Source organism: Mycobacterium sp. 1245805.9 (assembly GCF_001672915.1).
Lineage (GTDB): Bacteria > Actinomycetota > Actinomycetes > Mycobacteriales > Mycobacteriaceae > Mycobacterium.
In genome coordinates, this window is the sequence record NZ_LZKR01000125.1 from 18,579 (window position 1) to 41,186 (window position 22,608).

At 68.3% G+C, this 22,608-nt stretch carries 26 protein-coding genes; 13 read left to right on the plus strand and 13 right to left on the minus strand.

What is annotated here, in order from left to right; genetic code table 11:
- Positions 1–21 precede the first annotated feature (21 nt).
- Positions 22–600 (plus strand): TetR/AcrR family transcriptional regulator, encoded by a 579-nt coding sequence (locus tag A9X00_RS17295; RefSeq protein ID WP_232006858.1) that lies wholly within the window; start codon positions 22–24, stop codon positions 598–600.
- A gap of 6 nt (positions 601–606) precedes the next feature.
- On the opposite strand, the gene A9X00_RS17300 is transcribed toward A9X00_RS17295, so the two are convergent.
- The 3 genes from A9X00_RS17300 to A9X00_RS17310 form a co-directional block, all read right to left on the minus strand.
- A complete protein-coding gene (locus A9X00_RS17300) occupies positions 607–1,809 on the minus strand; it encodes a cytochrome P450 (RefSeq protein WP_067155830.1) in 1,203 nt (400 codons plus the stop codon).
- Positions 1,810–1,819: 10 nt separating this feature from the next.
- Entirely contained in the window at positions 1,820–2,653 is an 834-nt protein-coding gene (locus A9X00_RS17305; RefSeq protein WP_067155833.1) for a mycofactocin-coupled SDR family oxidoreductase, read from the minus strand.
- 78 nt (positions 2,654–2,731) lie between these two features.
- A complete protein-coding gene (locus A9X00_RS17310; RefSeq protein ID WP_067155835.1) occupies positions 2,732–3,319 on the minus strand; it encodes a TetR/AcrR family transcriptional regulator in 588 nt (195 codons plus the stop codon).
- A 94-nt stretch (positions 3,320–3,413) separates the two neighbouring features.
- Between A9X00_RS17310 and A9X00_RS17315 the strand changes: the two genes are divergently transcribed.
- The 5 genes from A9X00_RS17315 (at position 3,414) to A9X00_RS17335 (ending at position 7,952) form a co-directional block, all read left to right on the plus strand.
- The gene (locus tag A9X00_RS17315) at positions 3,414–3,968 is read left to right on the plus strand and encodes a PaaI family thioesterase (protein WP_067155837.1); all 555 of its coding nucleotides are present in this window, start codon (positions 3,414–3,416) and stop codon (positions 3,966–3,968) included.
- Positions 3,969–3,978: 10 nt separating this feature from the next.
- The gene (locus A9X00_RS17320) at positions 3,979–4,929 is read left to right on the plus strand and encodes an NmrA family NAD(P)-binding protein (protein ID WP_067155840.1); all 951 of its coding nucleotides are present in this window, start codon (positions 3,979–3,981) and stop codon (positions 4,927–4,929) included.
- A 15-nt stretch (positions 4,930–4,944) separates the two neighbouring features.
- Positions 4,945–5,709: an SDR family NAD(P)-dependent oxidoreductase gene (locus A9X00_RS17325; protein ID WP_067155843.1), complete on the plus strand. Its 765-nt coding sequence runs from the start codon at positions 4,945–4,947 to the stop codon at positions 5,707–5,709.
- Between the two features lie 111 nt (positions 5,710–5,820).
- Positions 5,821–7,158 (plus strand): diaminopimelate decarboxylase, encoded by a 1,338-nt coding sequence (gene lysA / locus A9X00_RS17330; protein ID WP_067155846.1) that lies wholly within the window; start codon positions 5,821–5,823, stop codon positions 7,156–7,158.
- A complete protein-coding gene (locus tag A9X00_RS17335; RefSeq protein ID WP_067155849.1) occupies positions 7,155–7,952 on the plus strand; it encodes a rhomboid-like protein in 798 nt (265 codons plus the stop codon). Before lysA ends, A9X00_RS17335 begins: the two co-directional genes overlap by 4 nt.
- Before the next feature lie 12 nt (positions 7,953–7,964).
- Here A9X00_RS17335 and A9X00_RS17340 read toward each other — a convergent pair whose 3' ends face one another.
- The gene (locus A9X00_RS17340; RefSeq protein WP_067155852.1) at positions 7,965–8,972 is read right to left on the minus strand and encodes an ABC transporter ATP-binding protein; all 1,008 of its coding nucleotides are present in this window, start codon (positions 8,970–8,972) and stop codon (positions 7,965–7,967) included.
- A 224-nt stretch (positions 8,973–9,196) separates the two neighbouring features.
- Between A9X00_RS17340 and A9X00_RS17345 the strand changes: the two genes are divergently transcribed.
- From A9X00_RS17345 to A9X00_RS32365, 3 genes are all read left to right on the plus strand, one after another.
- Entirely contained in the window at positions 9,197–10,630 is a 1,434-nt protein-coding gene (locus A9X00_RS17345) for a flotillin family protein (RefSeq protein WP_067155855.1), read from the plus strand.
- A gap of 92 nt (positions 10,631–10,722) precedes the next feature.
- Complete coding sequence (locus tag A9X00_RS32530; RefSeq protein ID WP_067155858.1) at positions 10,723–12,501, plus strand: PE family protein; 1,779 nt, start codon at positions 10,723–10,725, stop codon at positions 12,499–12,501.
- Positions 12,502–12,850: 349 nt separating this feature from the next.
- The gene (locus A9X00_RS32365; protein ID WP_255363081.1) at positions 12,851–12,985 is read left to right on the plus strand and encodes a hypothetical protein; all 135 of its coding nucleotides are present in this window, start codon (positions 12,851–12,853) and stop codon (positions 12,983–12,985) included.
- Positions 12,986–13,174: 189 nt separating this feature from the next.
- Here the strand turns inward: A9X00_RS32365 and ligD are convergent, their stop codons facing one another.
- Positions 13,175–14,215 carry a non-homologous end-joining DNA ligase gene (gene ligD, locus A9X00_RS17355; protein WP_156772147.1) on the minus strand — a complete coding sequence of 347 codons (1,041 nt, stop codon included), beginning with the start codon at positions 14,213–14,215 and terminating at the stop codon, positions 13,175–13,177.
- 25 nt (positions 14,216–14,240) lie between these two features.
- On the opposite strand from ligD, the gene A9X00_RS17360 reads away from it, so the two are divergent.
- A complete protein-coding gene (locus tag A9X00_RS17360; RefSeq protein ID WP_067155863.1) occupies positions 14,241–15,311 on the plus strand; it encodes an ATP-dependent DNA ligase in 1,071 nt (356 codons plus the stop codon).
- Between the two features lie 12 nt (positions 15,312–15,323).
- On the opposite strand, the gene A9X00_RS17365 is transcribed toward A9X00_RS17360, so the two are convergent.
- Both A9X00_RS17365 and A9X00_RS17370 read right to left on the minus strand, forming a co-directional pair.
- Positions 15,324–15,668 carry a hypothetical protein gene (locus A9X00_RS17365; RefSeq protein ID WP_232006860.1) on the minus strand — a complete coding sequence of 115 codons (345 nt, stop codon included), beginning with the start codon at positions 15,666–15,668 and terminating at the stop codon, positions 15,324–15,326.
- Positions 15,669–15,774: 106 nt separating this feature from the next.
- On the minus strand, positions 15,775–16,104 hold the full coding sequence (locus A9X00_RS17370) for a hypothetical protein (RefSeq protein ID WP_067155870.1): 330 nt from the start codon (positions 16,102–16,104) through the stop codon (positions 15,775–15,777).
- Positions 16,105–16,225: 121 nt separating this feature from the next.
- On the opposite strand from A9X00_RS17370, the gene A9X00_RS17375 reads away from it, so the two are divergent.
- From A9X00_RS17375 to A9X00_RS30820, 3 genes are all read left to right on the plus strand, one after another.
- Complete coding sequence (locus tag A9X00_RS17375) at positions 16,226–16,675, plus strand: hypothetical protein (protein ID WP_232006861.1); 450 nt, start codon at positions 16,226–16,228, stop codon at positions 16,673–16,675.
- A 40-nt stretch (positions 16,676–16,715) separates the two neighbouring features.
- Positions 16,716–17,084: a hypothetical protein gene (locus A9X00_RS17380; protein WP_067155873.1), complete on the plus strand. Its 369-nt coding sequence runs from the start codon at positions 16,716–16,718 to the stop codon at positions 17,082–17,084.
- A gap of 117 nt (positions 17,085–17,201) precedes the next feature.
- On the plus strand, positions 17,202–17,384 hold the full coding sequence (locus A9X00_RS30820; RefSeq protein ID WP_156772148.1) for a hypothetical protein: 183 nt from the start codon (positions 17,202–17,204) through the stop codon (positions 17,382–17,384).
- A gap of 104 nt (positions 17,385–17,488) precedes the next feature.
- On the opposite strand, the gene A9X00_RS17385 is transcribed toward A9X00_RS30820, so the two are convergent.
- From A9X00_RS17385 to A9X00_RS17410, 6 genes are all read right to left on the minus strand, one after another.
- On the minus strand, positions 17,489–18,718 hold the full coding sequence (locus A9X00_RS17385) for a cytochrome P450 (RefSeq protein ID WP_067155876.1): 1,230 nt from the start codon (positions 18,716–18,718) through the stop codon (positions 17,489–17,491).
- Positions 18,719–18,749: 31 nt separating this feature from the next.
- Positions 18,750–19,655 carry a haloalkane dehalogenase gene (locus A9X00_RS17390; protein WP_067155879.1) on the minus strand — a complete coding sequence of 302 codons (906 nt, stop codon included), beginning with the start codon at positions 19,653–19,655 and terminating at the stop codon, positions 18,750–18,752.
- A 1-nt stretch (position 19,656) separates the two neighbouring features.
- On the minus strand, positions 19,657–20,142 hold the full coding sequence (locus A9X00_RS17395) for an NUDIX domain-containing protein (protein WP_067155882.1): 486 nt from the start codon (positions 20,140–20,142) through the stop codon (positions 19,657–19,659).
- Positions 20,143–20,148: 6 nt separating this feature from the next.
- Entirely contained in the window at positions 20,149–21,507 is a 1,359-nt protein-coding gene (locus tag A9X00_RS17400) for a wax ester/triacylglycerol synthase family O-acyltransferase (protein ID WP_067155884.1), read from the minus strand.
- Positions 21,508–21,576: 69 nt separating this feature from the next.
- Entirely contained in the window at positions 21,577–21,957 is a 381-nt protein-coding gene (locus A9X00_RS17405) for a DUF1330 domain-containing protein (RefSeq protein WP_067155887.1), read from the minus strand.
- A gap of 47 nt (positions 21,958–22,004) precedes the next feature.
- Positions 22,005–22,595, minus strand: a complete 591-nt coding sequence (locus A9X00_RS17410; protein WP_232006862.1) for a maleylpyruvate isomerase family mycothiol-dependent enzyme — start codon at positions 22,593–22,595, stop codon at positions 22,005–22,007.
- Positions 22,596–22,608 lie beyond the last annotated feature (13 nt).

Sequence of the window (22,608 nt, forward strand, 5' to 3'; positions counted from 1 at the left end):
TCGCCCAATTTAGGGTCGGTAATGGCCAGGGACTCGACGACGCGGGACATGCTGATCGACGCGACCAGTCGGATCATGGTCGAGGAGGGTTACGCCGCGGCCACCTCGCGGCGGGTGGCCGCCGTCGCCGGCGTCAAACCCGCGCTGGTGCACTACTACTTCCCGACCATGGACGAGCTGTACCTGGACGTGTTTCGCCGGGGCGCGGCCGTGTACCTCGAGCGCCAGCAGAAGGCGCTCGCCTCCGACCGCCCACTGCACGCGTTCTGGGAAACCCTCATCGAACCCAAGGACACCCGGCTGCTGCTGGAGTTCATGGGGCTTGCCAACCACCGCAAGGAGATCATGGCGGAGATCTCGGCGTGGCAGGAGCGGTGGCGCGAGGCACAAATCACCGCACTGAACTTCATCGTTCGCGAGCACGACATCGATTCGGATGAATTCCCGCCGGCGGCCCTGGCGGTCGTCATCGCCTCCATCGGCCGGATGCTCATATTCGAGCAGGGGCTCGGTTCCAAAGTTGGTCACGACGAGGCCATCGCGCTCGTCAACCGGTTTCTGGACCGGTTCGAGATGCCGACGAAGCGGCGACGCGACTGACCCCTGCTAGGGCAGCACGACCCGCAGGCGCTCCCAGCCGCGCACTGTCGATGTCGACGCCAATTGTGCTGTGTCGTAGTCGATGCCCCACTCGGGCCACCGGTTGAGGATCTCGTCCAGCGCGACGCGGCCCTCCAGGCGCGCCAGGTTCGCCCCGAGGCAGTAGTGCACGCCCTTGCCGAAGGTAATGTGCGAGATGTTGTCGCGGCGGATGTTGAACGTGTCCGGATCCTCATAGCGGCGGTGATCGCGGTTGGCCGCGCCGAACAGCAGGAGCATGGCGCTGCCGGCCGGCACGGTCCGGCCGTAGCACTCGAAATCCTTTGCCATCCAACGCGCGACGTGGGGCCCGGTGGGCTCGTAGCGCAGCGTCTCGTCGACGGTTCGGGTCAGCAGCGAGCGATCGTGGTAGACCTCCCGGCGCTGGTCGGGGTGCTCGGCGAGGACCTTGGCCAGCCAGCCGATCAGCCGGCCGGTGGTCTCGTTACCGGCGCCGGCGACCACCTGGGTGTAATGCAGCACCTCCTTGCGGGTCAGCTTGCGGTGCACCCCGTGCTCGTCGTCGAACTCGACGTTGAGCAGCACCGTCATCAGGTCGTCCGACGGGTTCTTGGACCGCCATTCGACATAATCGGCGTAGATCCGCCCGTCGGCGATCGAGTCGGCGTCGGCCACTTTCATCGGGGTGCCAGGCTTGGTGCGCAGGTTGGCGTCGTTGGCGTCGCGGACCGAAACCTGCTCGGACTCGGGGATTCCCAGCAGCATGCCGATCACCCGCATCGGCATCATCGACGCGAGTTCGGCGATGATGTCGAATCCGCCGGACCCGACGAGCGGGTCCAGGCACCGCACGCAGTACCGCCGGATCTGGTCTTCGAGCTCGGCCATCCGGCGCGGGGTGAACACCCGCGACATCAGGCCGCGCAGCCTGGTGTGTTCGGGCGGATCCTGGAACATCATGACGCCGCCGGGCATGTCGAATTTCGACTGGATCAGCTCGAGGATGTCACTTCTCCTGTTGGAGAAGGTTTCCCAGTTGGCCAGCGCCCGTTCGACGTCGGAATGCCTTGATATCGCCCAGAAGTCGTACCGCTCGTTGTAGTAGATCGGCGCCTCTTCGCGCAGCCGCGCGTAGGTCGGGTACGGGTCGGCGATGATGCCGGTGTCGTAGGGGTCGTAGTAGACATCGGTGTCGTTGGCGACGGTCATCGGTCCTTCCTCACTTCAGGCAGCTGCCGGCATCCACCGGCAGCGCGACGCCGGTGATGTAGCGCGCTTCGTCGGAGGCCAAAAACAACACGGCGTTGCTGATGTCTTCGGGGGTCACCCAGGGGATCGGCAGGTAGTGGAAGCTCTGGCACACCGGCGCCAGGTCGTCGGGTCCCGGGTTCTCCAGCTCCGGCCGGAAGGCGCGATAGGTGGCCTCGTTCATCAGCAGCGGCGAATTCACGTGCGTCGGGAGGACGGCGTTGACCCTGATCATCCGCTGGCCCAATTCGACTGCGAAGGAACGCATCAGCCCGATCACACCGTGCTTGGCCGCCACGTAGTGGCCGACGTGCGGGTAGGCCTTGTTGCCCGCCACCGACGACGTCAGGACGATCGAGCCGCCTCGGCCGCCATCGAGAATGTGAGGGACGCCGGCCTTCACCGTCTTCCACACCCCGCTGAGGTTGACGTCGATCATCTCCTGCCACAGCGCCTCGTCGGTCTTGTGCAGCTTGCCCGCCGTGGTGCCGATGCCGGCGTTCGCGACGATGACGTCCAGGCGCCCCAGCTGTTCGACCCCGCCGTCGACGCCGGCCCGCAGCGCGTCGAAGTCGCGCACGTCGACCACGGCGGTGACGACGCGGCCGCCGGCGTCCTTCACCAACCCCGCGGTCTCGTCGAGGTCTTCGGGCGTCGCGCCGTCGGCCGGCGACGCCTCGAACTTGCGGCAGATGTCGACGGCGATGATGTCGGCGCCCTCCCGCGCGAGCCGCACCGCGTGACTGCGTCCCTGCCCGCGCGCGGCGCCGGTCACGAACGCGACCTTGCCCTCCATCCGGCCCATTGCCACCTCGCTCCCGGTATTTGGGCGATCGCCCAAAATTGGGCGCACGCCATGTCTAGCAGCAGCGAGACGGGCCCGTCAAGGGCGCAGGGCCGCGTCGATCAGCATGGCCGCGGCGCCCCGGGCGTGGACGACGGGCGCGGTGTCGTTCAGCGAGGTGGCCAGCGCGGTGGCGCCCTCGAACAGGACGGCCAGCTGCTGTCCGAGCAGGTGAGGATCGGCGGCACCCGCCTGCTGCGCAACGGCGATGAGGCGGCGGGTGAACGCCTGCTTGTGCGCCCGCACGATCTCGTCCGTGCTCGGCAGCGACCCGGCGGATTCCACGGCCGCATTGTGAAAGGGACAGCCTCGCAATACTTCCCGGGGCGACATCTCGAAGATCGCCAACAGGCGCTCCCGCGGTGACAAGCTGGCGTCCTCCAGCCGCAGCTCGTTGGGCGAGCCGCCGCGGTCCTCGAAGCCGCGCAGGTAGTTGTCCACGAGGTCGTTCTTGCTGGCGAAATGCTGGTAGAGCGTGCGCTTCGAGACGTTCGCCTCTTGGGCGATGAGTTCGACGCCGGTCGCATGGATGCCATTGCGATAGAAGAGCCGCGCCGCGGCGCGTTCGATGCGCTCGCGGGCCCCACGGCCGCCCGCCGAACGCGTCTGAGGTGTGGCATCGTTCACACTTTCATCTTACACCGATCGGTTTACAAGCACTAAAAGCGGAGCTAAGTTAGGTCGAGTAAGTAAACCGATCAGTTTTCGAAAGGCCGGGTGCATGACAACCACTGTGGGCTGGGGAGTGGAGCAGTCGCGGGTGGTCACCTGGCGTGACCCCGTCGCCACGCAGGCCGCCGCCGCGTCGATGTCCGGCCTCGCGTACTGGCAGGCGATCGCCGACGGGCAGCTGCCGCCCCCGCCCATGGCCGAGCTGCTGCGGACGCGCCTCGAGGATGTGCGAAGCGGTCGCATCGAGTTTTCCTGCACACCGGATGCGTCCATGTACAACCCGCTGGGTGTGGTGCACGGCGGCGCCGTATGCACCCTGTTGGACACCGCGGCCGCGTGCGCGATGCACACCACCCTGCCCGAAGGCGTCGGCTACACCTCGGTCGAAATCAAGGTCAATTACCTCAGGGCGGTCACCGTGGCCGGCGGGACGCTGCGCGCGGTCGGCACCGTGGTGAAGGCGGGGTCGCGGATCGGATTCGCCGAGGCGGAAGTGACCGACGCGTCGGGAAAGCTGGTGGCGACCGCGACCAGCACGCTCTTGATCTTCGATTTACCCACTGACACAAAGACTCTCAGCACCAACGGACTACCCGCCGCCTGAGGAGGCCCCGATGCCGCAACCCCCGTCAGAGGCGCCCCCGATTCTGGTCGTAGGCGCGACCGGCCGGCACGCCGGCACCGGCTCGACCGTGCTGGACTGCCTGCTGCGCCGCGGCCACCCGGTGCGCGCTTTGGTCCGCACGGATGACGACCGAGCGGCCGAACTGCGGCGTCGTGGCGCCATGACCGTCGTCGGTGACCTACACGACCGGGCGTCACTGGTCGGCGCCGTACAAGGCGTGCGCGCCGTCTACTTCACCTATCCCATTGCCGCAGGCGTTATTTCGGCCGCAGCCAACCTTTCGTCGGCTCTGGTCGACGCCGGGTCCGCAGCGCACCTGGTGGTGATGTCGATGGTCGTGTCGTCGGTCGACAGCCCGAGCCGACTGGGTCAGGCCCAAGCCGTCGCCGAGGAGCTGTTCGGTTGGGCCGGTCTGAACCCCACGGTGCTGCGGTTCGCCGCCCTGTTTCACGAAAACGTCCTGCTCCTGCATGGGGACACCCTCAGCCGGGAAGGCCTGATCGCCAACAGCTTCGGCGCGGCCCCGGCGCCGTGGATCAGCGGCGAGGACGCTGCCGAAATCACTGTTGCTCATCTCCTGGCACCGCGACCGTCGGCGCCGCAGATCAGTTATCCGCCGCCGGCCGAGGTCATCACCCACGCGGAGATAGCACGCATCATCGCCGCCGAAACCGGCCGTTCCGTGCGCTATGAGCACATCTCCGCGGCCGAGTGGCGAAGCCAATTGGAGAGCGCCGCCGAGTACGAACCCGGATCGCCCATCAATAGTGCTATGGCACAACATATTTCATCCGTCGGCGCGGCCGTGTCGCAACGAACCGAGCCTCCCATCGGACCCGACCCGCACGCCCTGACAACGATGCTCCGTCGTCCGCCCAAGCCCTTCGCCGACTTCGTCCGCCAGAACCTTCCCCGCTTCGCCGCAACGCATCCCAACTGATTAGGAGCACATGCCATGTCGTCCGTTTTGATCACCGGAGCCAGCCGCGGCATCGGCCGCGCCTTGGCCGTCGAGTTCGCCCGTCGCGGGCATCGCGTCCTGGCCACGGCCCGCGACCCCCGCGCGCTCGCGGACCTCGACGTCAGCGAGCGGCTGGCGCTCGACGTCACCGACGATGCCAGCGTGACGGCGGCGGTCGCGGCCGCCGGCGAGGTCGACATCCTGGTCTCGAACGCCGCCGACATCATCTACGCGTCCGTGGAGGCCACACCGCTGGCCGAACTGCAGCGACTGCTCAACCTCAACACCGTGGGCGCCATCCGCGTCGCCCAGGCGGTCTTGCCACAGATGCGGGCCCGTGGCGACGGGAAACTGCTGTTCATGTCCAGCATCATGGGCCGTCTCGTGCTGCCACCCGGCGCCGCCTACGCGTCGACGAAGTGGGCACTGGAGGCCTTGGTCGAGGCGCTTGCCATCGAGGTCGCACCGTTCGGGGTACAGACCGCCCTGCTCGAACCCGGCGCCGTGAGCTCCGGCGCGCTCGACGACGTGACCACCTACAGGCTGCCGGACGACCCGTATGCGGTGATCCTGGCGGGCGGCGGCGCGCGCGCCGGGATCATCACACCGGAGCAGGTCGCCGCCGAGGTGGTCGCCGCCGCCGAGAAACCGCAGCTACCGCTGCGTATTCCGATCGGGGACGCCGCGCGGGCGCTGTTGGCCGCCCGTCATGATGCGCCGGACGACGTTCCGTTCGTTCCGTCGGACTACTTCGCCTGAGTAAGCCGGTTGAGGCGGTGGCCGTACCGAATCCGTGAAGATTAATCACACGCGTGTGAAAGCTTCGTTAAGAACGCGGCAGACCCCGCTTTACGCCTGCACCGTGGAAGCATGACCCTGTCCGAGCTGCTTTCGTCGCAGCGGCGCGAGGTGAGACCGCACCTCGACCGGGCGATCTGGCCGCTGAGCAGCTCGGTCGACGAAACGGGCCGGTTGTGCATCGGCGGGGTGGCGGCCCCCGACCTGGCCGCCGAGTTCGGCACGCCGGCCTACGTGGTCGACGAAGAGGACTTTCGAGCCCGTATCCGGGGTTACCGCGCGGCGCTGCCCGGCGTCGAGCTGATCTACGCGGGCAGGGCGCTGCTCAGTGCGGCCGTCGCGGGGTGGGCCGCCGAGGAGGGCGCGGGCGTGGAGGTCTGCTCGGGCGGCGAGCTGGCCACCGCCCTGACCGGGGAGGTGCCGCCGTCGAACATCGTCCTCAACGGCACCGCCAAGAGCGCGGGCGAACTCGACGACGCCGTGGCGGCCGGTGTGGGCCGAATCGTGATCGACACCCCGAACGAGATCTCGCTGCTGGCCGGGCGGGTGCGCCGTCGCCAACGGGTGCTGATCCGGGTGATGCCCGACGTTGACGCCGGCGACCAGAAGTTCGGCTTCGCCCTCGCGGGCGGCCACGCGGCCGGCGCCGTCGAGCGCCTCCTCGGCGAGCCGTGGCTCGACCTGGTCGGGCTGCACTGCCAACTGGGTTCACAGCTGGCCGACGCCGCGCTGTACGACGCGGCGATCCGGCAGATTCTGGCCTTGATGGCCGAGGTTCGCGATCGCCATCATGTCGTGCTGACCGAACTCAGCCTCGGCGGCGGACACGCAGTTCCGTACCGGACCGGCGAACCCGTCTTCAATCCGCGGGCATTCGGTACGGTCATCGACGCCGCGCTCCAATCCACCTGTGCCCAATACGATTACCCGCGGCCGCGGATTCTGATCGGGCCGGGCCGCGCGATCGCGGCGCGCGCCGGGATCACGCTGTATCGGGTGGTCGCCGTCAAGCGCCGGCCAGATGGGCACACCTTCGTCGCGGTGGACGGCGGCATGAGCGACAACCCGCGGATGGCGCCCGCCGGGGCGAAATACACGGTCGCACTGGCCAATCGGCACGCGTCGACGGCCCCCGCGCCCGTCACGGTCGTCGGCCGGCACTGCGAGGCCGGGGACGAGATCGCCCGCGACGTCGAGCTGCCCGCCGACATCCATCCCGGCGACCTGCTGGCGGTGGCCTGCACCGGCGCCTACCACTACTCGATGGGGTCGAGCTGCAGCGTGGTGGGGCGCCCGCCGCTGGTCGCGGTCGCCGGGGGCCGGGCGCGTGAACTCGTCCGCCGCGAAACGACCGCGGACCTGCTCGCCCGCGACCGCGGCTGGTCGGGCCACTCGGACGAGGACGAATGACCGTGCCGGCCATCGCCGTTCGCGACAACGCCCGGCGTTGGACGACGGAGACGCTGTCCCGAGCGGCGTCGGTGCGCATCACGGCGGCGTACGCAGTCGTCCTGGTCGCCGTGTCGCTCCTGTTGACAGCCCTCGGTCCGCACGCCCGCGAGGTCGCGGTGAGTCGCATGAGCACCAACCTGCACAATCTGGCCCACGGCCGCCTCAGCACGCTCATCGGCAGCGCCTTCGTCGACGACGGCGACGGCGACATCTGCGCATGCCTGCCCGGACTCGTCTGCCTGCTGGCTTTGGGCGAATTGATCTGGCGCAGCAGGGGTTTGATCGTCGCGTTCGCGGTCGGTCATATCGGCGCCACGCTCCTCGTCGCCGCCGGCCTGGTCGTCGCCGTGGAGGCCGGCTGGCTGCCCTTCTCCATCGCGCGGGCGAGCGACGTCGGAGTCAGCTACGGTGCGGTTTGTGTCCTCGGCGCGCTGACAGCATCGATTCCGTCGCGCTGGCAGCCGGCGTGGATGGGGTGGTGGCTCGGCATCGCCGTGACGGTGGCCATGGGAGCCGACTTCACCGCCGTCGGCCACGTCCTGGCCCTGCTGCTCGGCATCGGTCTGTCCTACCGGCTGCCCTCGGCGACCGCCTGGACGCCGCCGCGCATCGTATTGCTGTGCGGCGGCGCCGCTTTCGGCTACTTCATGCTGTCGGCGTCGTCGGCGCCGGCGACGGTCGCCGGATTGGCGGCGGCGCTCATCGGCGTGCTGGTCGGCCGGGTAGCACGGCCACAGCCCTCGCCCGCCTAGTCGTCGGGATCCTCAGCGCCGCTGTGCGCCAACCGGTGCGGCGTCGCTCTCGAGGTCGTCGAGTATGGCCCGTTGCGCCTTCGGGGGAAGGGTGTGCAGGATCTCGCGCACCCGCGCGCGGCGACGCTCGACGGCCTTGCGCACCGGCATGCCAGGGGTGGCGGTCACCTGTGGCGGCACGCCCTCGATGTCCTCCACACCGCCCGCGTGCTGACCGGCGTCGACCATGGCCTGCTCTTCGGCCATCGTCGCCTCGTCCTTTTCCTCGGACATGCCGATCGGGCCGATACGCCGGCCGTTGAGGAACTGCCCCACCACCGGCTCGTCGCTGGTCAGCAGGACCTCCCGCGGGCCGAACATCACCAGCTTGTGGCGGAACAGCATGCCGATGTTGTCGGGCACGGTGCGCGCGACGTTGATGTTGTGGGTGACGATCAGGATCGTGGCGTCGGTCTGCGCGTTGATGTCGATGAGCAGCTGGCACAGGTAGGCGGTGCGGACCGGGTCAAGTCCGGAGTCGGGCTCGTCGCAGAGAATGATCTCCGGGTCGAGGACCAGCGAGCGGGCCAGGCCGGCACGTTTTTTCATCCCGCCCGAGATCTCGCCGGGGTACTTCTTCTCGTCGCCTTGCAGACCCACCAGCTCGAGCTTCTCCATGACGATGTCCCGGATCTCGCGTTCGGTCTTGTTCGTGTGCTCGCGCAGCGGGAACGCGGTGTTGTCGTACAGGTTCATCGATCCGAACAGCGCGCCGTCCTGGAACATGACGCCGAACAGCCTGCGGATCTCGTACAGCTCCTTGGCCGTGGCCTGCATGATGTCGACACCGTCGACGACGATCGAGCCGCGCTCCGGGCGCAGCAACCCGATCAGCGACTTCAAAAACACCGACTTGCCGGTGCCCGACGGGCCGATCAGCCCGCTGACCTCACCCGGCGGGATGTCCATCGTGACGTCTTCCCAGACGCGGGCCGGGCCGAATGACTTGGTCAACCCCTGAACCGATATTCCGATGCCCATTTGCGACCTCCAGTTGATCGTGCGTTCTGCGGTCGATGGATTGTTGAAATCGGAATAACCGCTAGGTTGCGCCGAAAAACACGTTTGAGCTGGCGGATTCGCAAGGATTTCGCAAGGGCCGCGCCGCAGAATCGGGGCACTCGGCCGTCGCGACCGGCCTGGGCCTAGACCACTTCGCCAAAGGCGAAGGCAGACAACGAAACCGCGAAAAAGGAGAACACGAAATGCTCGGTTACCGAGTGCCGAGTCCCGATCAGGCCATGCTGATTTCGGGTGGCAAGCAAAAGACCGAAGGCGCGCAGTTCAAGGTGGTCATCGGCCACGGCGCCTGGGTGATGCCCGGCTTCCGCAAGGTGCGATTTCTGGGTCTCGACTTGCACAAGGTGGAGATCGAGGAGACCTGCCGCAGCACCGAGGGAATCCTGCTCAACCTGAAGGCCGTCGTGGCTTTCAAGGTCCAGGGCGACATTCCCTCCGTCAACGCCGCGGCTCAGCGCTTCCTGGGTGAGCAGCGCAAGGGCGAGATGGAGGACATGACCCGCAACATCTTCGCCGGGCACCTGCGCTCCATCGTCGGGGCCATGAAGGTTGTCGACATCCACCGCAACCGTGACGCGTTGGCCGAGGAGATCCTCAAGCAGTCGCAGTTCGAGATGAGCAAGCTCGGGCTGACGGTGGACTCGCTGCAGATCGAGCACTTCGACGACGCCGGCTCCGGCTATCTGGACAACCTCGCCGCGCCGCACCTCGCCGAGGCCGCCAAGGAGGCGGCCATCGCCGCCGCGCGCGCCGATCAGGAATCGGCCCAGGCGCGCCAGGAGGCGGAGCGCAAGAAGAACGACCAGATCCGCGAGACCCAGCTCAAGCAGGCCGCGATCAAGGCCGAGGTCGACAAGGCCAACGCCGAGGCCAACGCGGCGGGCCAGTTGGCCGAGGCCGACGTGGAGCGCCAGGTGCTGGAGCGCCGGCAGGCGGTGGCGGACACCAACGCCGCGCTGCGTGAGCGCGAGCTGATCGCCGAGCAGATCAAGCCCGCCGAGGCCCAGGCCCGACGGGTGCGCATCGAGGCCGACGCCCAGACCAGCGCGGCGGAGGCCGCCGCCAAGCGCGCCGGGTTCGAGGCCGACGCCGCCGCCACGCGCGAGGTGAAGCAGGCCCAGGCCGCCGCGTCCAAGGTCAAACTCGACGCCGAGGCCCAGCGTGATGCCGCCGCCTTCAAGGCCGAGGCCACGCGCGCCGCGGGTGAGGCGAACGCCGCCGCCCGCCGCGCCGAAGGTGAAGCCGACGCCGCGGCCAAGGAGGCCTACGAGCTGGCCGAGGCCGCCGGCGCCCTGAAGAAGGCCGAGGCGCTGGCCGCCAACAACAACGCCCAGATCGAGGCCAAGCGGGTCGAGGTCATGCCGGCCATCGCCCGCGAGTTGGCCCAGGGCCTCGGTCTGCAGAACGCGAACCTGAACATCCTCAACGGCGGCGCGGGGTTGGCGGAGGTGGTCGGCGCCCTGGGCCCGATCTATCAGATGGTCACCAGCATGTTCGCGCCGAAGCCGCACGGCGTCGCGGGCAGCGACAAGCCGGCCAACGGCGTCGACATGGCGCAGGCGGTGTTCGACTTCGCCGAGGCTGAGAAGGCGGTGAAGAACGACCGGGTGGCGAACTAGCGACCGACGGCGTGAACGTTTGGTTAAACCCCCTATCGGCGCCGTAGTGACGATAGAATCCCTTTCGCCGGGGGCTCGTGGCAGGAGCAGCGATGTCCTATCTGGTGGCGGCCCCCGAGTTCTTAACGTCAGCGGCTTCCGGTTTGTCCAATTTGGGTTCGGCGGTGACCGCGGCGAATGCGGCGGCGGCGAGCCAAACGACGGGGCTATTGGCCGCGGGCGCGGACGAGGTCTCGGCGGCGGTGGCGTCGCTGTTTTCCGGGCACGCACAGGCCTTCCAACAGGCGAGCGCTGAGGCGGCCGCGTTTCACGCCCAGTTCGTGCAGGCGTTGGACGCGGCCGGAGGTGCCTACGCGGCCGCCGAAGCCGCCAACGCCTCACCGCTGCAGACCCTTTGGCAAGACGTGCGGGGCGTGATCAACACGCCCACCGAGCTGTTGTTGGGGACGCCGTTGATCGGCAAGGGCACCGACGGCGCGCCGGGGAGCGGGCTACCCGGTGGGCCGGGCGGACTCCTGTGGGGCGACGGCGGCAACGGCGGGTCCGGCTCAGCGGGGCAGCCCGGCGGCCGCGGCGGCAACGCCTGGTTCTTCGGCAACGGCGGCCACGGCGGAGCGGGTGGCGCGGGCACCACCGGCACCCCGGGCAATGCGACCACCAGCACCACCGGCGGCACCGGGGGCAACGGTGGAGCCGGCGGGGCCGGCGGCACCGGCGGCCTGATCTTCGGTAACGGCGGCGCCGGCGGTGTCGGCGGCATCGGCGGGACGGGCGGGACCGGTGGGCACGGTATCGACGGCACCGCCGGCAATCTCAACGGCGGCAACGGCACCGACGGCGGCCAGGGCGGCACCGGCGGCGCTGGCGGGGCCGGCGGCCTGGCCGGGGCGTTAGGCCATGCCGGCGCCAACGGCAGCGGTGGCGTCGGCGGCACCGGCGGCCAGGGCGGCCAGGGCGGTGTCGGCGCCGACATTTCCAGCACGGGTATCGCCGGCAACGGCGGCAACGGCGGTCACGGCGGCGCCGCCGGTCTGGGTAGCAACGGCGCCACCGCGGGCACCGGAGGCGCGGGCGGCGACGGCGGCCACGGTGGCAACGCCACCCTTACCACCGGCGTCGACGGCGGCATCATCGGCGGCAACGGCGGCAACGGGGGTGGCGGCGGCGCGGGCGCCACCGGCGGCAACGGCGGCAGCGGTGGAAGCGGGGGCGGCGCCGTCACCACCCTCACCAGCGCCGTTAATGCTTTCGCCATCGGCGGCGGCGGTGGCAGCGGGGGCCCCGGCGGCGGGGTCCTCACCTCATCCTCCGGCGTAGGCGGCACCGGGGGATCCGGTGGCGGCGCCCAGATCGTCGGCGGCGGTGGCCTGCAAGCCTTCGGCGGGGGCGGTGGCCAGGGCGGCGGCACCGCGGGCGGCATAGGCGGTTTCGGCGGCGCAGGCGGCGGTGGCGCCGCGAGTCAGGTCGGTGGCGGTGTCGACGTCACCGGGGCTACAGGCGCCAACGCCGGCGGCGGCGCCAACGGGGGTGGCGGCGGCAACGCCAGCTACTTCGGCGGCATGGGTACCGTCGACGCCGGCGGCGGTGGCGGAGGAGGCGGTGGCCTCGCCTTTACCGGTGGCACCGGCGGCCATGGCGGCGCCGGCGGCGACGTCGCCGGCTTCGGCCACGGGGCCGGCGGCGCCGGCGGCAACCCCGGCAGCGCCGGCGGCAACGGCAGCGGAGGCATCGGCGGCGGCGGCAACATCGGCACCGGCGGCACCGGCGGTGGCACCGCCGGCAGCGGCGGCGGTGGTGGTGGCGGCGGCGCCACGGTCGCGGGTTCCGGCCTCGGCAAGGCCACCGGCGGCAACGGCGGTGCGGGCGGCTAGCCCTCGCTCTTGCAACCCGTATCCCGGCTCGGCTGAACGCGTTTCGGCTCGCCCGGCATCTTTCGGGTTGCCTACGCAGAAACGTACCTCGGTTGGTGGCGTTGAGCAGGGTGTTGTCGGCCGGATTTTTCGCCCGCTTCGCGCGAGCTTGAAGACAGCTGGCAACCCGGCCGAAGAACCTTCGCCGCCAACAGACGTGGCCCAACCACGCCAGCACGTCGGGGCGCTCACCGACGGCACAACGGAGCGTTGTGATCATGATCTCTAGTGAATGCCGGTTGGGCGGAGATCAATTCGAAAGCATAAACCGTTCATTTCAACGAGGGACGCGAAAGATCGGAGCTTTGAAATGAACATCCACGCCACGCCCGACCGGATCGACTACCAGCTGACCCGCGCGTTCGTCGCCATAGAGCTACAAAGCCAAGACCGGATCGACCAAGCCGTGGACCGGCTGGCGATCAGCCTGCTCGTACAAGCCTGACCACGAGCACGCAAAACCGTCGTCATTACCCAGCATTGGCACATCTAACGCAGCAAGCACCCCGCCATGCTGGGCGCGCAGTACGCGCCTTTCTTACTGGCGGCGATCACCCATTTGGTGACATCGACGTGATTTGCGGCAGCGGCAATCAACCAAGAGGCACGGAGAAGCCCCTAGCAGGCTGACTACTCACTTCGGCTTGTTTTTCCTAGTCAGATCGGTATCCCGGCTGGGCTGAACGCGTTTCGGCTCGCCCGGCATCTTGGGGTAGTTCGGCGGGTACGGCATGTCGCCCAGCCCGCGCTCCTCGTCGGCCGCGGCCATCTCCAACAGCGGCGCGATCGACTGGGCCACGTCGTCCATGGCGGCCCACGGGTCGTCCCGGCTTGTCACCAGGTCGGGCACCGTCGCCATGGTGTAGTCGTCGGGGTCGGCGCCGGCCAGCTCGTCCCAGCTCAGCGGCGTCGACACGGTCGCGATCGGCGTGCGCCGCACCGAATACGGCGACGCCATGGTGCGGTCGCGGGCGTTCTGGTTGAAGTCGATGAAGATCCGCTCGCCGCGTTCCTCCTTCCACCACGAGGTGGTCACCAGGTCAGCCGCCCGGCGTTCCACCTCGCGGGCGAGCGCGATGCCCGCGCGGCGGACCTCGACGAAGTCCCAGTCGGTGGCGATGCGCAAGAAAACGTGCACCCCGCGGCCGCCGGACGTCTTCGCATATCCGACCAGCCCGAGTTCGTCGAGCAGCGGGCGCAACACGTCGACGGCCACCGCCCGTGCTTCCCCAAACCCGGTGCCGGGCTGCGGATCCAGGTCGATCCGCAACTCGTCGGGATGATCCGTGTCCGGGCAGCGCACCTGCCAGGGGTGCAGCGTGACCGTACCCATCTGCGCCGCCCACACGATCGCCGACGGGTGGGTCACCTTCAGCGCGTCGGCGGTGCGCCCCGACGGGAACGTCACCCGGCAGGTCTCCAGGTAGTCGGGATGGTGCTGCGGCACCCGCTTCTGGTAGATCTCCTCGCCGTCGATGCCGTCCGGGAAGCGCTGCAGATGGGTGGGCCGGTCGCGCAGCGCGGTCAGCATCGGCCCGCCGGCCACCGCCCGGTAGTACTCGACGAGCCGACGCTTGCTGCCCTGCGACCCCAGGGCTGGGAAATACACCTTGTCGGGGTTCGTCACCCGCACCGCGATGCCGTCGACGTCGATTTCTTCCGCTGCAGCCGCCACATCCTGATTCCAGCACAATGAGCCAATGGACCTACCCGTCATGCCGCCGGTGTCGCCGATGCTCGCCAAGCCGGTGAAGTCGATGCCGCCGGACGCGTCCTATGAACCCAAATGGGACGGATTCCGGTCCATCTGCTTCCGCGACCGCGACGAAGTCGAGCTGGGCAGCCGCAACGAGCGCCCAATGACCCGCTATTTCCCCGAGCTCGTCGCGGCCGTGCGGGCCGAGCTACCGGAGCGCTGCGTGATCGACGGCGAGATCGTCGTCGCCACCGCCCACGGCCTGGACTTCGAGGCGCTGCAGCAGCGGATCCACCCGGCCGACTCGCGGGTGCGGATGCTCGCCGAGAAGACGCCCGCCTCCTTCATCGCGTTCGACCTGCTGGCCCTGGGCGACGACGACTACACCGCGCGCCCGTTCAGCGAGCGCCGCGCGGCCCTCGTCGACGCCCTGGGCGAGTCCGGGCCGTCGATCCACGTCACGCCGGCGACCACGGACATGGAGATCGCGCAGCGATGGTTCGAGGAGTTCGAGGGCGCCGGCCTCGACGGCGTCATCGCCAAGCCGCTGGCCGTCACCTATCAGCCGGACAAGCGCGTCATGTTCAAGGTCAAACACGAGCGGACCGCCGACTGCGTGGTCGCCGGCTACCGGGTGCACAAGTCGGGCGGTGACGCGATCGGCTCGCTGCTGCTCGGGCTCTACACCGACGACGGCCAGCTGGCATCGGTCGGCGTGATCGGCGCCTTCCCGATGGCCGAACGGCGGCGGCTGTTCACCGAATTGCAGCCGCTGGTAACCACTTTCGAGGGCCACCCATGGAACTGGGCCGCGCACGAGGCCGGCGAACGGACCCCGCGCAAGAACGAATTCTCGCGCTGGAACGCCGGCAAGGACCTCTCGTTCGTGCCGCTACGACCCGAGCGGGTTGTCGAGGTCCGCTACGACCACATGGAAGGCCCGCGGTTCCGTCACACCGCCCAGTTCAGCCGGTGGCGCCCCGACCGCGATCCACGCTCGTGCACCTACGAGCAACTCGAACAGCCGGTCACCTTCAGCCTCGGCGACATCGTGCCCGGGCTGGGCCCCAACTAGGGGCACCGCCCGTCACGCGTGCGGGCAGAACATCCCGAGGATCTGCTGGCAGTTGTCCTTGTTGATCAGGGCCGGTGGCGCCGGCGGGGGCGGCGGCGGCGGATTGTCACCGTCCCAGATGTTCTGGGCGACATTCCCCTGCCCGAAGTACACGTAGTAGTAGGTGTGGCAGATGTTGTTATCCCAGATCACCGGGTTGGTGACGTGGTTGCCGGTCGGCGGCAGCGGTTCCCCCGGGCACCAGCGGTGTGGGCCGCCATCTGCGTGCGCCGTAGCGGCGGTCAGGCCCAAACCGGCAACACCGAGACCGCCGGCCACCACCGCGGTGGTCGCCAGCCGCGCGATTCGCCCTGTCATGGAACGAACGTTGTTCATCGTTGTCCTTTCCGATCGAGGCCCGGGTGGGCCGCTGTACTGAATGAAGTCGACATCGCCGCCGTCGCTACCGGTCCCAATTTCGCGGCTACGGACACATGAATGCGATCGGCGGGCATACGCGCGGCGCGATCGCCTCCGGCGGAGGGTTGTCTCCGTCCCAGATCGACATAGGCCGGCCCTGGCTGGTCACGTTCCCCATCCCGTAGTTGGTGGGGTACCAGGTGTGGCAGACGTTCCAATCCCAGTCGATCAGGCTGTTGACCACGTAGGGCATGTTCTTGGGATCGCCGGGGCACCAGCGGTGTGGGCCGTCGGCGTGAGCGGCGCCCGCTCCCAGCGCAAGTCCGCCCGCCGCCATCGCACCGGAAAGCAGCGCGCCGGCAAGGATCGATTTCAGGATGCGGGTGCTATCCATTGGGGTTCCTTTCGCCGCTCTGGGCCGTAACCTAGCGCCGCCCACTTGTGAAATTCTTGCGACTGCCGCGTCGAATGGAAATCCCTCAATTCGGCTGCCGGACACCCACTAAGCTGTCGTGATGCTTAATATCGCCGCGCTGTTCGTGGCCGGTACCGCCACGCTCGACGAGACCGGCGCGATCTATGCCACCCGCATACCGACGACGGGCTTTCAGGTCGCCCAAATCCCGTTGACGGCAAAGGTTCCGGTCGTCCTGGTGGTGCACGCTCGGTGTGGCGGTGACTACGACCCGGAACTACATGTGGTGTGCAAGGATCCCGATGGGACGCCGCGCGGCAGCCTCGAGGGAAAATGGCACTGGCCGGACGACGGCGAAAAGCCATCCAAGTACCGCTGCTTTACGCAAGACCTCGTCATCTCCGTCGAGTCGGAGGGCGAGTACACAATCGGCGCCTATTACGACCCGCACGGAAAAATCGAGTTGGCCACACCAATCCCGGTTTCGATTTCCGTGCGCGCAGCGAGCCCGGCCGGCGATGGCGGAGAAGGCACCGAACCCGAGGCCTGAGCGGCGTTTATCCCGGCCCGGAAGCGGGCACGCGAAAAGAATGTCAGTAACAGCGTTTAAGGACTTCCCGTTGGCCGATCGCGACCGCAAGTGGGACGGGGACGCCGCCGACAAGCGCGTCCGCAAGTGGGCCGGTGCCGAGGACAAGCCGAACCAGAAATACCGGGACGCCCACATCTGGTACGACAGCGACAAGAAGGACAACTTCACCGCATACAAGTTGCTGTTCACCGACGTGATCGGCGGCGAATTCAAAGCGATCCCGCGGGGAGTGATGATCGCCGGCGCGATCATGGATGGCGCGCGCGGCGGCATCGATCTGCCCAAGGCGGACGTCGACCGCGTCAAGAGCCACCTGGCGAAGTACTACAAGAAGATGGACGAGACCGCGCCATGGGAACGCGGCTGATCTCACCAGCCCCGACGGTTGCCAGTGAGCAGGTTGTAGCAAGTCGATCATCGCGGGCAGCGTTGCCGCAACGCCGCTTTCGTACTGTGATGGCATGCTAGGACAAGAAGCAAGTCCATGACGTGGTACTGCTGGGCCACCCAGGCAATCATGGTCATCTGCCTCACGGCACGCCACCTGACACCGCACGGAGCGGGAAATCACCCGTCAACGGGCCAAGGCGAATCCCCCGCCTTGCCCGCACAGCCCTTCGCGCACAGCGGGATTCACGACGAGACCTACCGCCAGCGCATCATGTGAACGTTCGCCGCTAATGGGCATTCAGGCTTTCGGTGTGCGATGACGGTTTACGCGACGCCCACGATTCACACTCAACGTCCGAGCGCCGCGGACGGGGCGACCCGCTAAAGGGCGACGGTCAGTTCCGACAAACCGCGCAGGGTGACGTTCGCCTTGTATTGCGGCTCGCCGGCCAGCCGGGCGTCCGGGAAGCGCGCGGTTATCGCCGACAGGGCCGTGCCGGCCTCCAGCCGTGCCAGAGGCGCACCCAGGCAGTAGTGAATCCCGCGGCCGAAACCCAAGTGCCGCACGGTTCCTCGATCCGGGTCGAACGTGTCGGGCCGGTCGAACTCGGCGGGATCACGCTGGGCCGCGGCCAGCAGGACCATCATGATGTCGCCCGCCGGCACGTCGACGTCTCCGATCGTCATGTCCGCCAGGGCGACTCGCCCGGCCAGTTGCACCGGCGGGTCGTAGCGCAGCGTCTCCTCCACGATCGCCGGCGCCCGACCCGCGTCGGCGCCCAGCGCCGACCAGTGAACGCGGTTGCGCAACATGGCCAGGATGGCGTTCCCGATCAGGTTCACCGTGGTCTCGTGCCCGGCGATCAGCAGCAGGTTGCACGTAGAGACGATTTCCTCCTCGGTCAGCTGGTCGCCGGACTCCTCCACCGCGATCAGGCCCGAGAGCAGGTCGTCGCCCGGCTCTGACCGGCGCCACTCGATCAACTGGTGCAGGTATTCGCGCAGCCGCGTCACCGCCTGCATCCGCTCGTTCATAACCTCGGGCGCCACGCCGGTGATCGTCGAGAACGGGTCCAGCGCCTGCGCCAGCACCGCCGAAGCGCGGCTGAAGTGCGGCTCGTCGTCGAGCGGCACGCCGAGCAGTCGGCAGATCACCGCCACGGGCAGCGGATGGGCGAAATCCTCGACGACGTCGAACTCGCCCTTCTCGGCAATTCGATCGAGCAGTCCGTCCACCAGTGCGGTGATTTCGGGCTGCAGCGCGTTCACCACTTTCGGCGAGAACGCCTTGGCGACCAGCTTGCGCAGCCGGGTGTGATCGGGCGGATCGAGAAACAGAAACCCCGGCGGGAAAAGCCGGGGCTGCACCACGCCCGCCTCGAGCTGACGCTTTGCGACCGTCGAGTTCGCGTTGCTGCTGCTCGACGCCGGATGCCGCAACACCTCGTCGCAGTCGCGGTAGGCCGAAAAGACGACGAGGGTCGTCTCGGGCAGCACGATCGGTCCCCGCTCACGAAACTGCGCGAGGAGCCGGTACGGGTCGGCGCGATTCGCCGGGTCGAGCAGTTGCAGCAGCAGACCTTGCGATTCGGCTTGGGCGGCGGTCGTCATCCCCACATTCTGCCCGCACCGCCCGGGACGCTCAGCGGCGCAAGAACTCGACGATGTGGTTGGCGAGTTGCTCGCCGGCGTCCTCCTGCAGAAAGTGGCCGGCTCCGGTGATCGTCGGGTGATCGATGCCCTGGGCGCCGCGCATCTCGCGCTGGAAGATCGCGGCCATGGGCCCGGTGATCGGATCGCTGTCGCTGAACGCGACCAGCATGGGCGTCGGGCTCACGGACAGCTTGGCCCACGCCGCCTTGTTGGCCGCCGCCGCGGGATCGTCCGGCGAGGTCGGCACCAAGGAGGGCATGGCGCGCGGCCCAGCGCAGTACCGGTCGTCCGGGAAAGGCGCGTTGTAACCCGCCTGCACCTTGGCGCTCAGTTCCGTGACACAACCGCCCTGTACGAACCAGCCGATGTTCAGATCCGGAGCGGTGGCGATGGCCCTGCGGAAGCGCCACCAGTCGTCGGCCATCGGTTGCTCACCGTTGGGCAGCCCGGTGTTGGCCACGACCAGGCGGGCGAACCGTTCGGGATGCTCGGCCGCCAGCCGCAAGCCGATCAGCCCGCCCCAGTCCTGGCCGACCAGGGTCACATTACGAAGGTCCAGGACGTCGAACGCGACGGTCCGCATCCATTCGACATGGCGCGCGTAGCTGTGGTCCTCGGGGCGGGTCGGCTTGTCCGAGCGACCGAACCCGACCAGGTCGGGACAGACGACCCGGTGCCCGGCGGCAGCCAGAATCGGAATCATCTTGCGGTACAGGTACGACCACGACGGCTCGCCGTGCAGCATGAGAACCGGGTCGGCGCGTTGCGGCCCGTCCTCCACCCAGGCGACCCGCAGCGTCCCGCCTTCCCCGTCGGCGATCTCGCAATAGCTTGGGGCATAAGGGAAGTCGGGCAGACCGTCGAACCGGTCATCAGGTGTGCGCAGTATTTGCATGTCAACCCCCTTCGGTTAGGCCCGCCAATGCCGGATGCGCCATCAATCGATCCAGAAACGGGCGCTGCCCCTTGAGCAGCTTGGTGCGCGCCTGCGCCACCGCAAACCAGCCGACCCGGTCGACCTCGGGGAACTCGCGCGTCCTGCCCGAGCCCTTGGGCCACTCGATCTGAAAGGTGTTGCTGTGCGCGTCGGTGACGTCGATGTCGGCCCCGACGGCGTAGGCGGTGACCACCTTGCCGCTGGGCTGCTTCAACGGGCCGAAGTCGATCCGCGGTCCGGGCGGCACCGGCAGCCCGAGCTCCTCGGAAAACTCGCGCTGCGCGACGGTCCAGGGGTCCTCGCCGTGGGCGTACTCCCCCTTGGGTATCGACCAGGCCCCCTCGTCTTTGCGGGCCCAAAACGGACCGCCGGGATGCGCGATCAGGACTTCGACGACGCCGTCCCGCGCCCGGTACAGCAGCAGACCCGCACTGAGCGTGGGCATGGACGGTCAGACCCCGACGGCGCGTTCCAGGTCCTTCAGCGACGACTCCAGGTGCGCGAGTAGGTGCTGCAGGTGCGGAACGCTGCGACGGCATCCGACCAGGCCGAAATCGAGGTTGCCGGCGTTGTTCACCAGGGTGATGTTCAGCGCCTGTCCCTCCGGCAGCGCCGATAACGGGTAGCTGCCGTCCAGTCGGGCGCCCCCGTAGTACATCGGCTCGGCAAGTCCCGGCACATTCGAGATGACGAGGTTGAACGGTGGTGGAGTTGACGAGATGAGGCCCGGGATAAGCGCCAGCGTCAGCGGTGCCATGTACAGGGCCGATAACGCCAGCACCTGCATTCGTGGGAGTTCGGCCAAGACTTTCTTGTTGCCGCGCATGGACCCGCTGATCGCCTGTATCCGTTCTGCGGGGTCCTCGACGTTGGTGGCGAGGTTGCACAGGATGCTGCCGACCATGTTGCCGCCGGCGTCGGCCTCCTCCTTCGAGCGCAGGCTCACCGGAACCATCGCGATCAGCGGTGCGTCCGGCAGCGCATTCTGTTCGATCAGGTAGTAGCGCAGCGCGCCCGAACACATGGCCAAGACGGCGTCGTTGAAGCTCACCCCGGCGGCCCTCTTGACGGCCAGGACGCGATCGGCCGGCCAGGACTGGGCAGCGCAGCGGCGCGCGCCCCCTATCTTGACGTTGAGCATTGTGTGCGGGGCCGCCATCGGCAGGCTCAACTGTTGCTCGAAGAGAGCCGCACGGGCCAGCTTCACCGTCGACGGGGCAAGTGCCGCAACGGATCCCGCCGTCTTGACCAGCGAGCTCAGTGGGGACGAGCCGCCCGACTTGGGGCGCGGTCGCCGCGGCAGGCTCCACATCGCCCGGACCTCGCGGTCGTCCGGGTCGACCGAGAGCGTGCGCTGCATCAGCTTCATCGCGGAGATGCCGTCGATCAGCGCGTGATGCATCTTGCTGTACAGGGCGAACCGGCCGTCGTCCAGCCCCTCGACTATGTACAGCTCCCACAGCGGGCGGTGGCGATCGAGCAGGCTGGTGTGCAGCCTCGAGGCCAGCTCGAGCAGTTCGCGCACGCGTCTGGGGGTTGCCAGCGCCGCGCGCCGGACGTGGTAGTCGACGTCGACCTCGTCGTCGACGGCCCACGCCATCGGGGTGATGCCGCCCATGATCGTCGCCGGATGCCTGCGGAAGGTGGGCTGGAATTCGTCGTTGGCGAGCAGGGCGTCGGTGAACTCACGGACGAACTCGGGACCGGCGCCCTCGGGTGGCTTGAACAACGACAGGCCCCCCACGTGCATGGGATGTTCGCGCGTTTCCGCAAGCAGAAATACGCCGTCGGTGGGCGCCATCGGTTCCATCCACCCATTAGACCCCCAACTGCGCAGTAAGCAAGGACTTTGTGGCGAGCGCGGTTTACCGATCCCCGGTCAGGCGACCGACCACGCCGACGTCGCGATCAGGTCGCCACGCTCGAGAGCCGCCGCGCGATGCTGGTGCACCTCGGCGTACTCGGGCGTCGTCACCATGTCGATGAACGCCTGCGGGGTCGGGTATTCGACGATGAGAATCGCGTCCCACCAAGGACGCTCACCGTCGCCGATCACGACCGTCGGCGCCGCGCCGGCGTAGCGCAGGGTCGCACCGACGCGTTGCAGGTGCGGCGCGACCTCCTGCCCGTATTGCAGGTAGGACTCGAGTCCGCCCGCGGTCTTGAACTTCAACAAGTTGACCATCACAACCGGAGCGTCGGCCGGCCGCCCGGCCAGCGCGGCGAACTGCTCCGGTGTGGGCTCCAGCGAGCTGCTCATGTGAGTCTCCTTGCATCAGTTCGGTTGTGACTCACCATGCCAGACGCTCATTCCCGGGCAGACAGTGCCATGACGCCCTCGCCGCTCAGGTGCTGAAGCGCCCACCGCCGCCCCGCGAGCGCCGCTGCAAGGTGGGCGGCCCGTCCCTCGACTGCTGGTCCCGCGGCGCGACGAGACCAATCGATATCTGTGGCGCGCAGGTTCAGCCCGCGAGCTCGTGCGGCCGCCGGGACGAAGGGATTAGGCACCCGCACCTGGGTATCGAGGACAGCGGCGACGACGGCCGGCGGTACTGCTGATTCTTTGCCCAGCGCGTAGGTGATGTCGAGCTCGTGGATGACGTGGTCACCCAGCAGTAGCCGCCTGGGGAAAACGCGGCCGATGCCACGAGGGCTGCGCGCCAGCGCAGCGAACTCGTCAATCAACTCGGCGGGCTGCCGCTGTGCCGCAAGGTTGCGCGCCAGTTCGGTATTCGCCGCGTCGAACGATCCGCGGCGCCGCAGTATGCTCGCGGCAACGGCTGTCGTGGCCGCGCTGTAGCCGACGACGAGATGGGCGAGTACGTCGTGATTCGTCCACTCGCTGCACAGGCTCGGCTGCGCCCATTGCGTGTCGGTGATGCCGCGGGCGAATTCCACGAACCTCGCGTCG

Bases quoted from the DNA above. Each gene is read 5' to 3' on its own strand.
- A9X00_RS17295 (WP_232006858.1), top strand. From the start codon at position 22: ATGGCCAGGGACTCGACGACGCGGGACATGCTGATCGACGCGACCAGT.
- A9X00_RS30820 (WP_156772148.1), top strand. From the start codon at position 17,202: ATGACGTGGTACTGCTGGGCCACCCAGGCAATCATGGTCATCTGCCTC.
- A9X00_RS17335 (WP_067155849.1), top strand. From the start codon at position 7,155: ATGACCGTGCCGGCCATCGCCGTTCGCGACAACGCCCGGCGTTGGACG.
- A9X00_RS17370 (WP_067155870.1), bottom strand. From the start codon at position 16,104: ATGGATAGCACCCGCATCCTGAAATCGATCCTTGCCGGCGCGCTGCTT.
- A9X00_RS17325 (WP_067155843.1), top strand. From the start codon at position 4,945: ATGTCGTCCGTTTTGATCACCGGAGCCAGCCGCGGCATCGGCCGCGCC.
- A9X00_RS17345 (WP_067155855.1), top strand. From the start codon at position 9,197: ATGCTCGGTTACCGAGTGCCGAGTCCCGATCAGGCCATGCTGATTTCG.
- A9X00_RS32530 (WP_067155858.1), top strand. From the start codon at position 10,723: ATGTCCTATCTGGTGGCGGCCCCCGAGTTCTTAACGTCAGCGGCTTCC.
- A9X00_RS17405 (WP_067155887.1), bottom strand. From the start codon at position 21,957: ATGAGCAGCTCGCTGGAGCCCACACCGGAGCAGTTCGCCGCGCTGGCC.
- A9X00_RS17340 (WP_067155852.1), bottom strand. From the start codon at position 8,972: ATGGGCATCGGAATATCGGTTCAGGGGTTGACCAAGTCATTCGGCCCG.
- A9X00_RS17395 (WP_067155882.1), bottom strand. From the start codon at position 20,142: ATGCCCACGCTCAGTGCGGGTCTGCTGCTGTACCGGGCGCGGGACGGC.
- A9X00_RS17320 (WP_067155840.1), top strand. From the start codon at position 3,979: ATGCCGCAACCCCCGTCAGAGGCGCCCCCGATTCTGGTCGTAGGCGCG.
- A9X00_RS17300 (WP_067155830.1), bottom strand. From the start codon at position 1,809: ATGACCGTCGCCAACGACACCGATGTCTACTACGACCCCTACGACACC.
- A9X00_RS17375 (WP_232006861.1), top strand. From the start codon at position 16,226: ATGCTTAATATCGCCGCGCTGTTCGTGGCCGGTACCGCCACGCTCGAC.
- A9X00_RS17390 (WP_067155879.1), bottom strand. From the start codon at position 19,655: ATGCAAATACTGCGCACACCTGATGACCGGTTCGACGGTCTGCCCGAC.
- A9X00_RS17315 (WP_067155837.1), top strand. From the start codon at position 3,414: ATGACAACCACTGTGGGCTGGGGAGTGGAGCAGTCGCGGGTGGTCACC.
- lysA (WP_067155846.1), top strand. From the start codon at position 5,821: ATGACCCTGTCCGAGCTGCTTTCGTCGCAGCGGCGCGAGGTGAGACCG.
- A9X00_RS17400 (WP_067155884.1), bottom strand. From the start codon at position 21,507: ATGGAACCGATGGCGCCCACCGACGGCGTATTTCTGCTTGCGGAAACG.
- A9X00_RS17380 (WP_067155873.1), top strand. From the start codon at position 16,716: ATGTCAGTAACAGCGTTTAAGGACTTCCCGTTGGCCGATCGCGACCGC.
- A9X00_RS17385 (WP_067155876.1), bottom strand. From the start codon at position 18,718: ATGACGACCGCCGCCCAAGCCGAATCGCAAGGTCTGCTGCTGCAACTG.
- A9X00_RS32365 (WP_255363081.1), top strand. From the start codon at position 12,851: ATGAACATCCACGCCACGCCCGACCGGATCGACTACCAGCTGACCCGC.
- A9X00_RS17365 (WP_232006860.1), bottom strand. From the start codon at position 15,668: ATGACAGGGCGAATCGCGCGGCTGGCGACCACCGCGGTGGTGGCCGGC.
- A9X00_RS17305 (WP_067155833.1), bottom strand. From the start codon at position 2,653: ATGGGCCGGATGGAGGGCAAGGTCGCGTTCGTGACCGGCGCCGCGCGC.
- A9X00_RS17360 (WP_067155863.1), top strand. From the start codon at position 14,241: ATGGACCTACCCGTCATGCCGCCGGTGTCGCCGATGCTCGCCAAGCCG.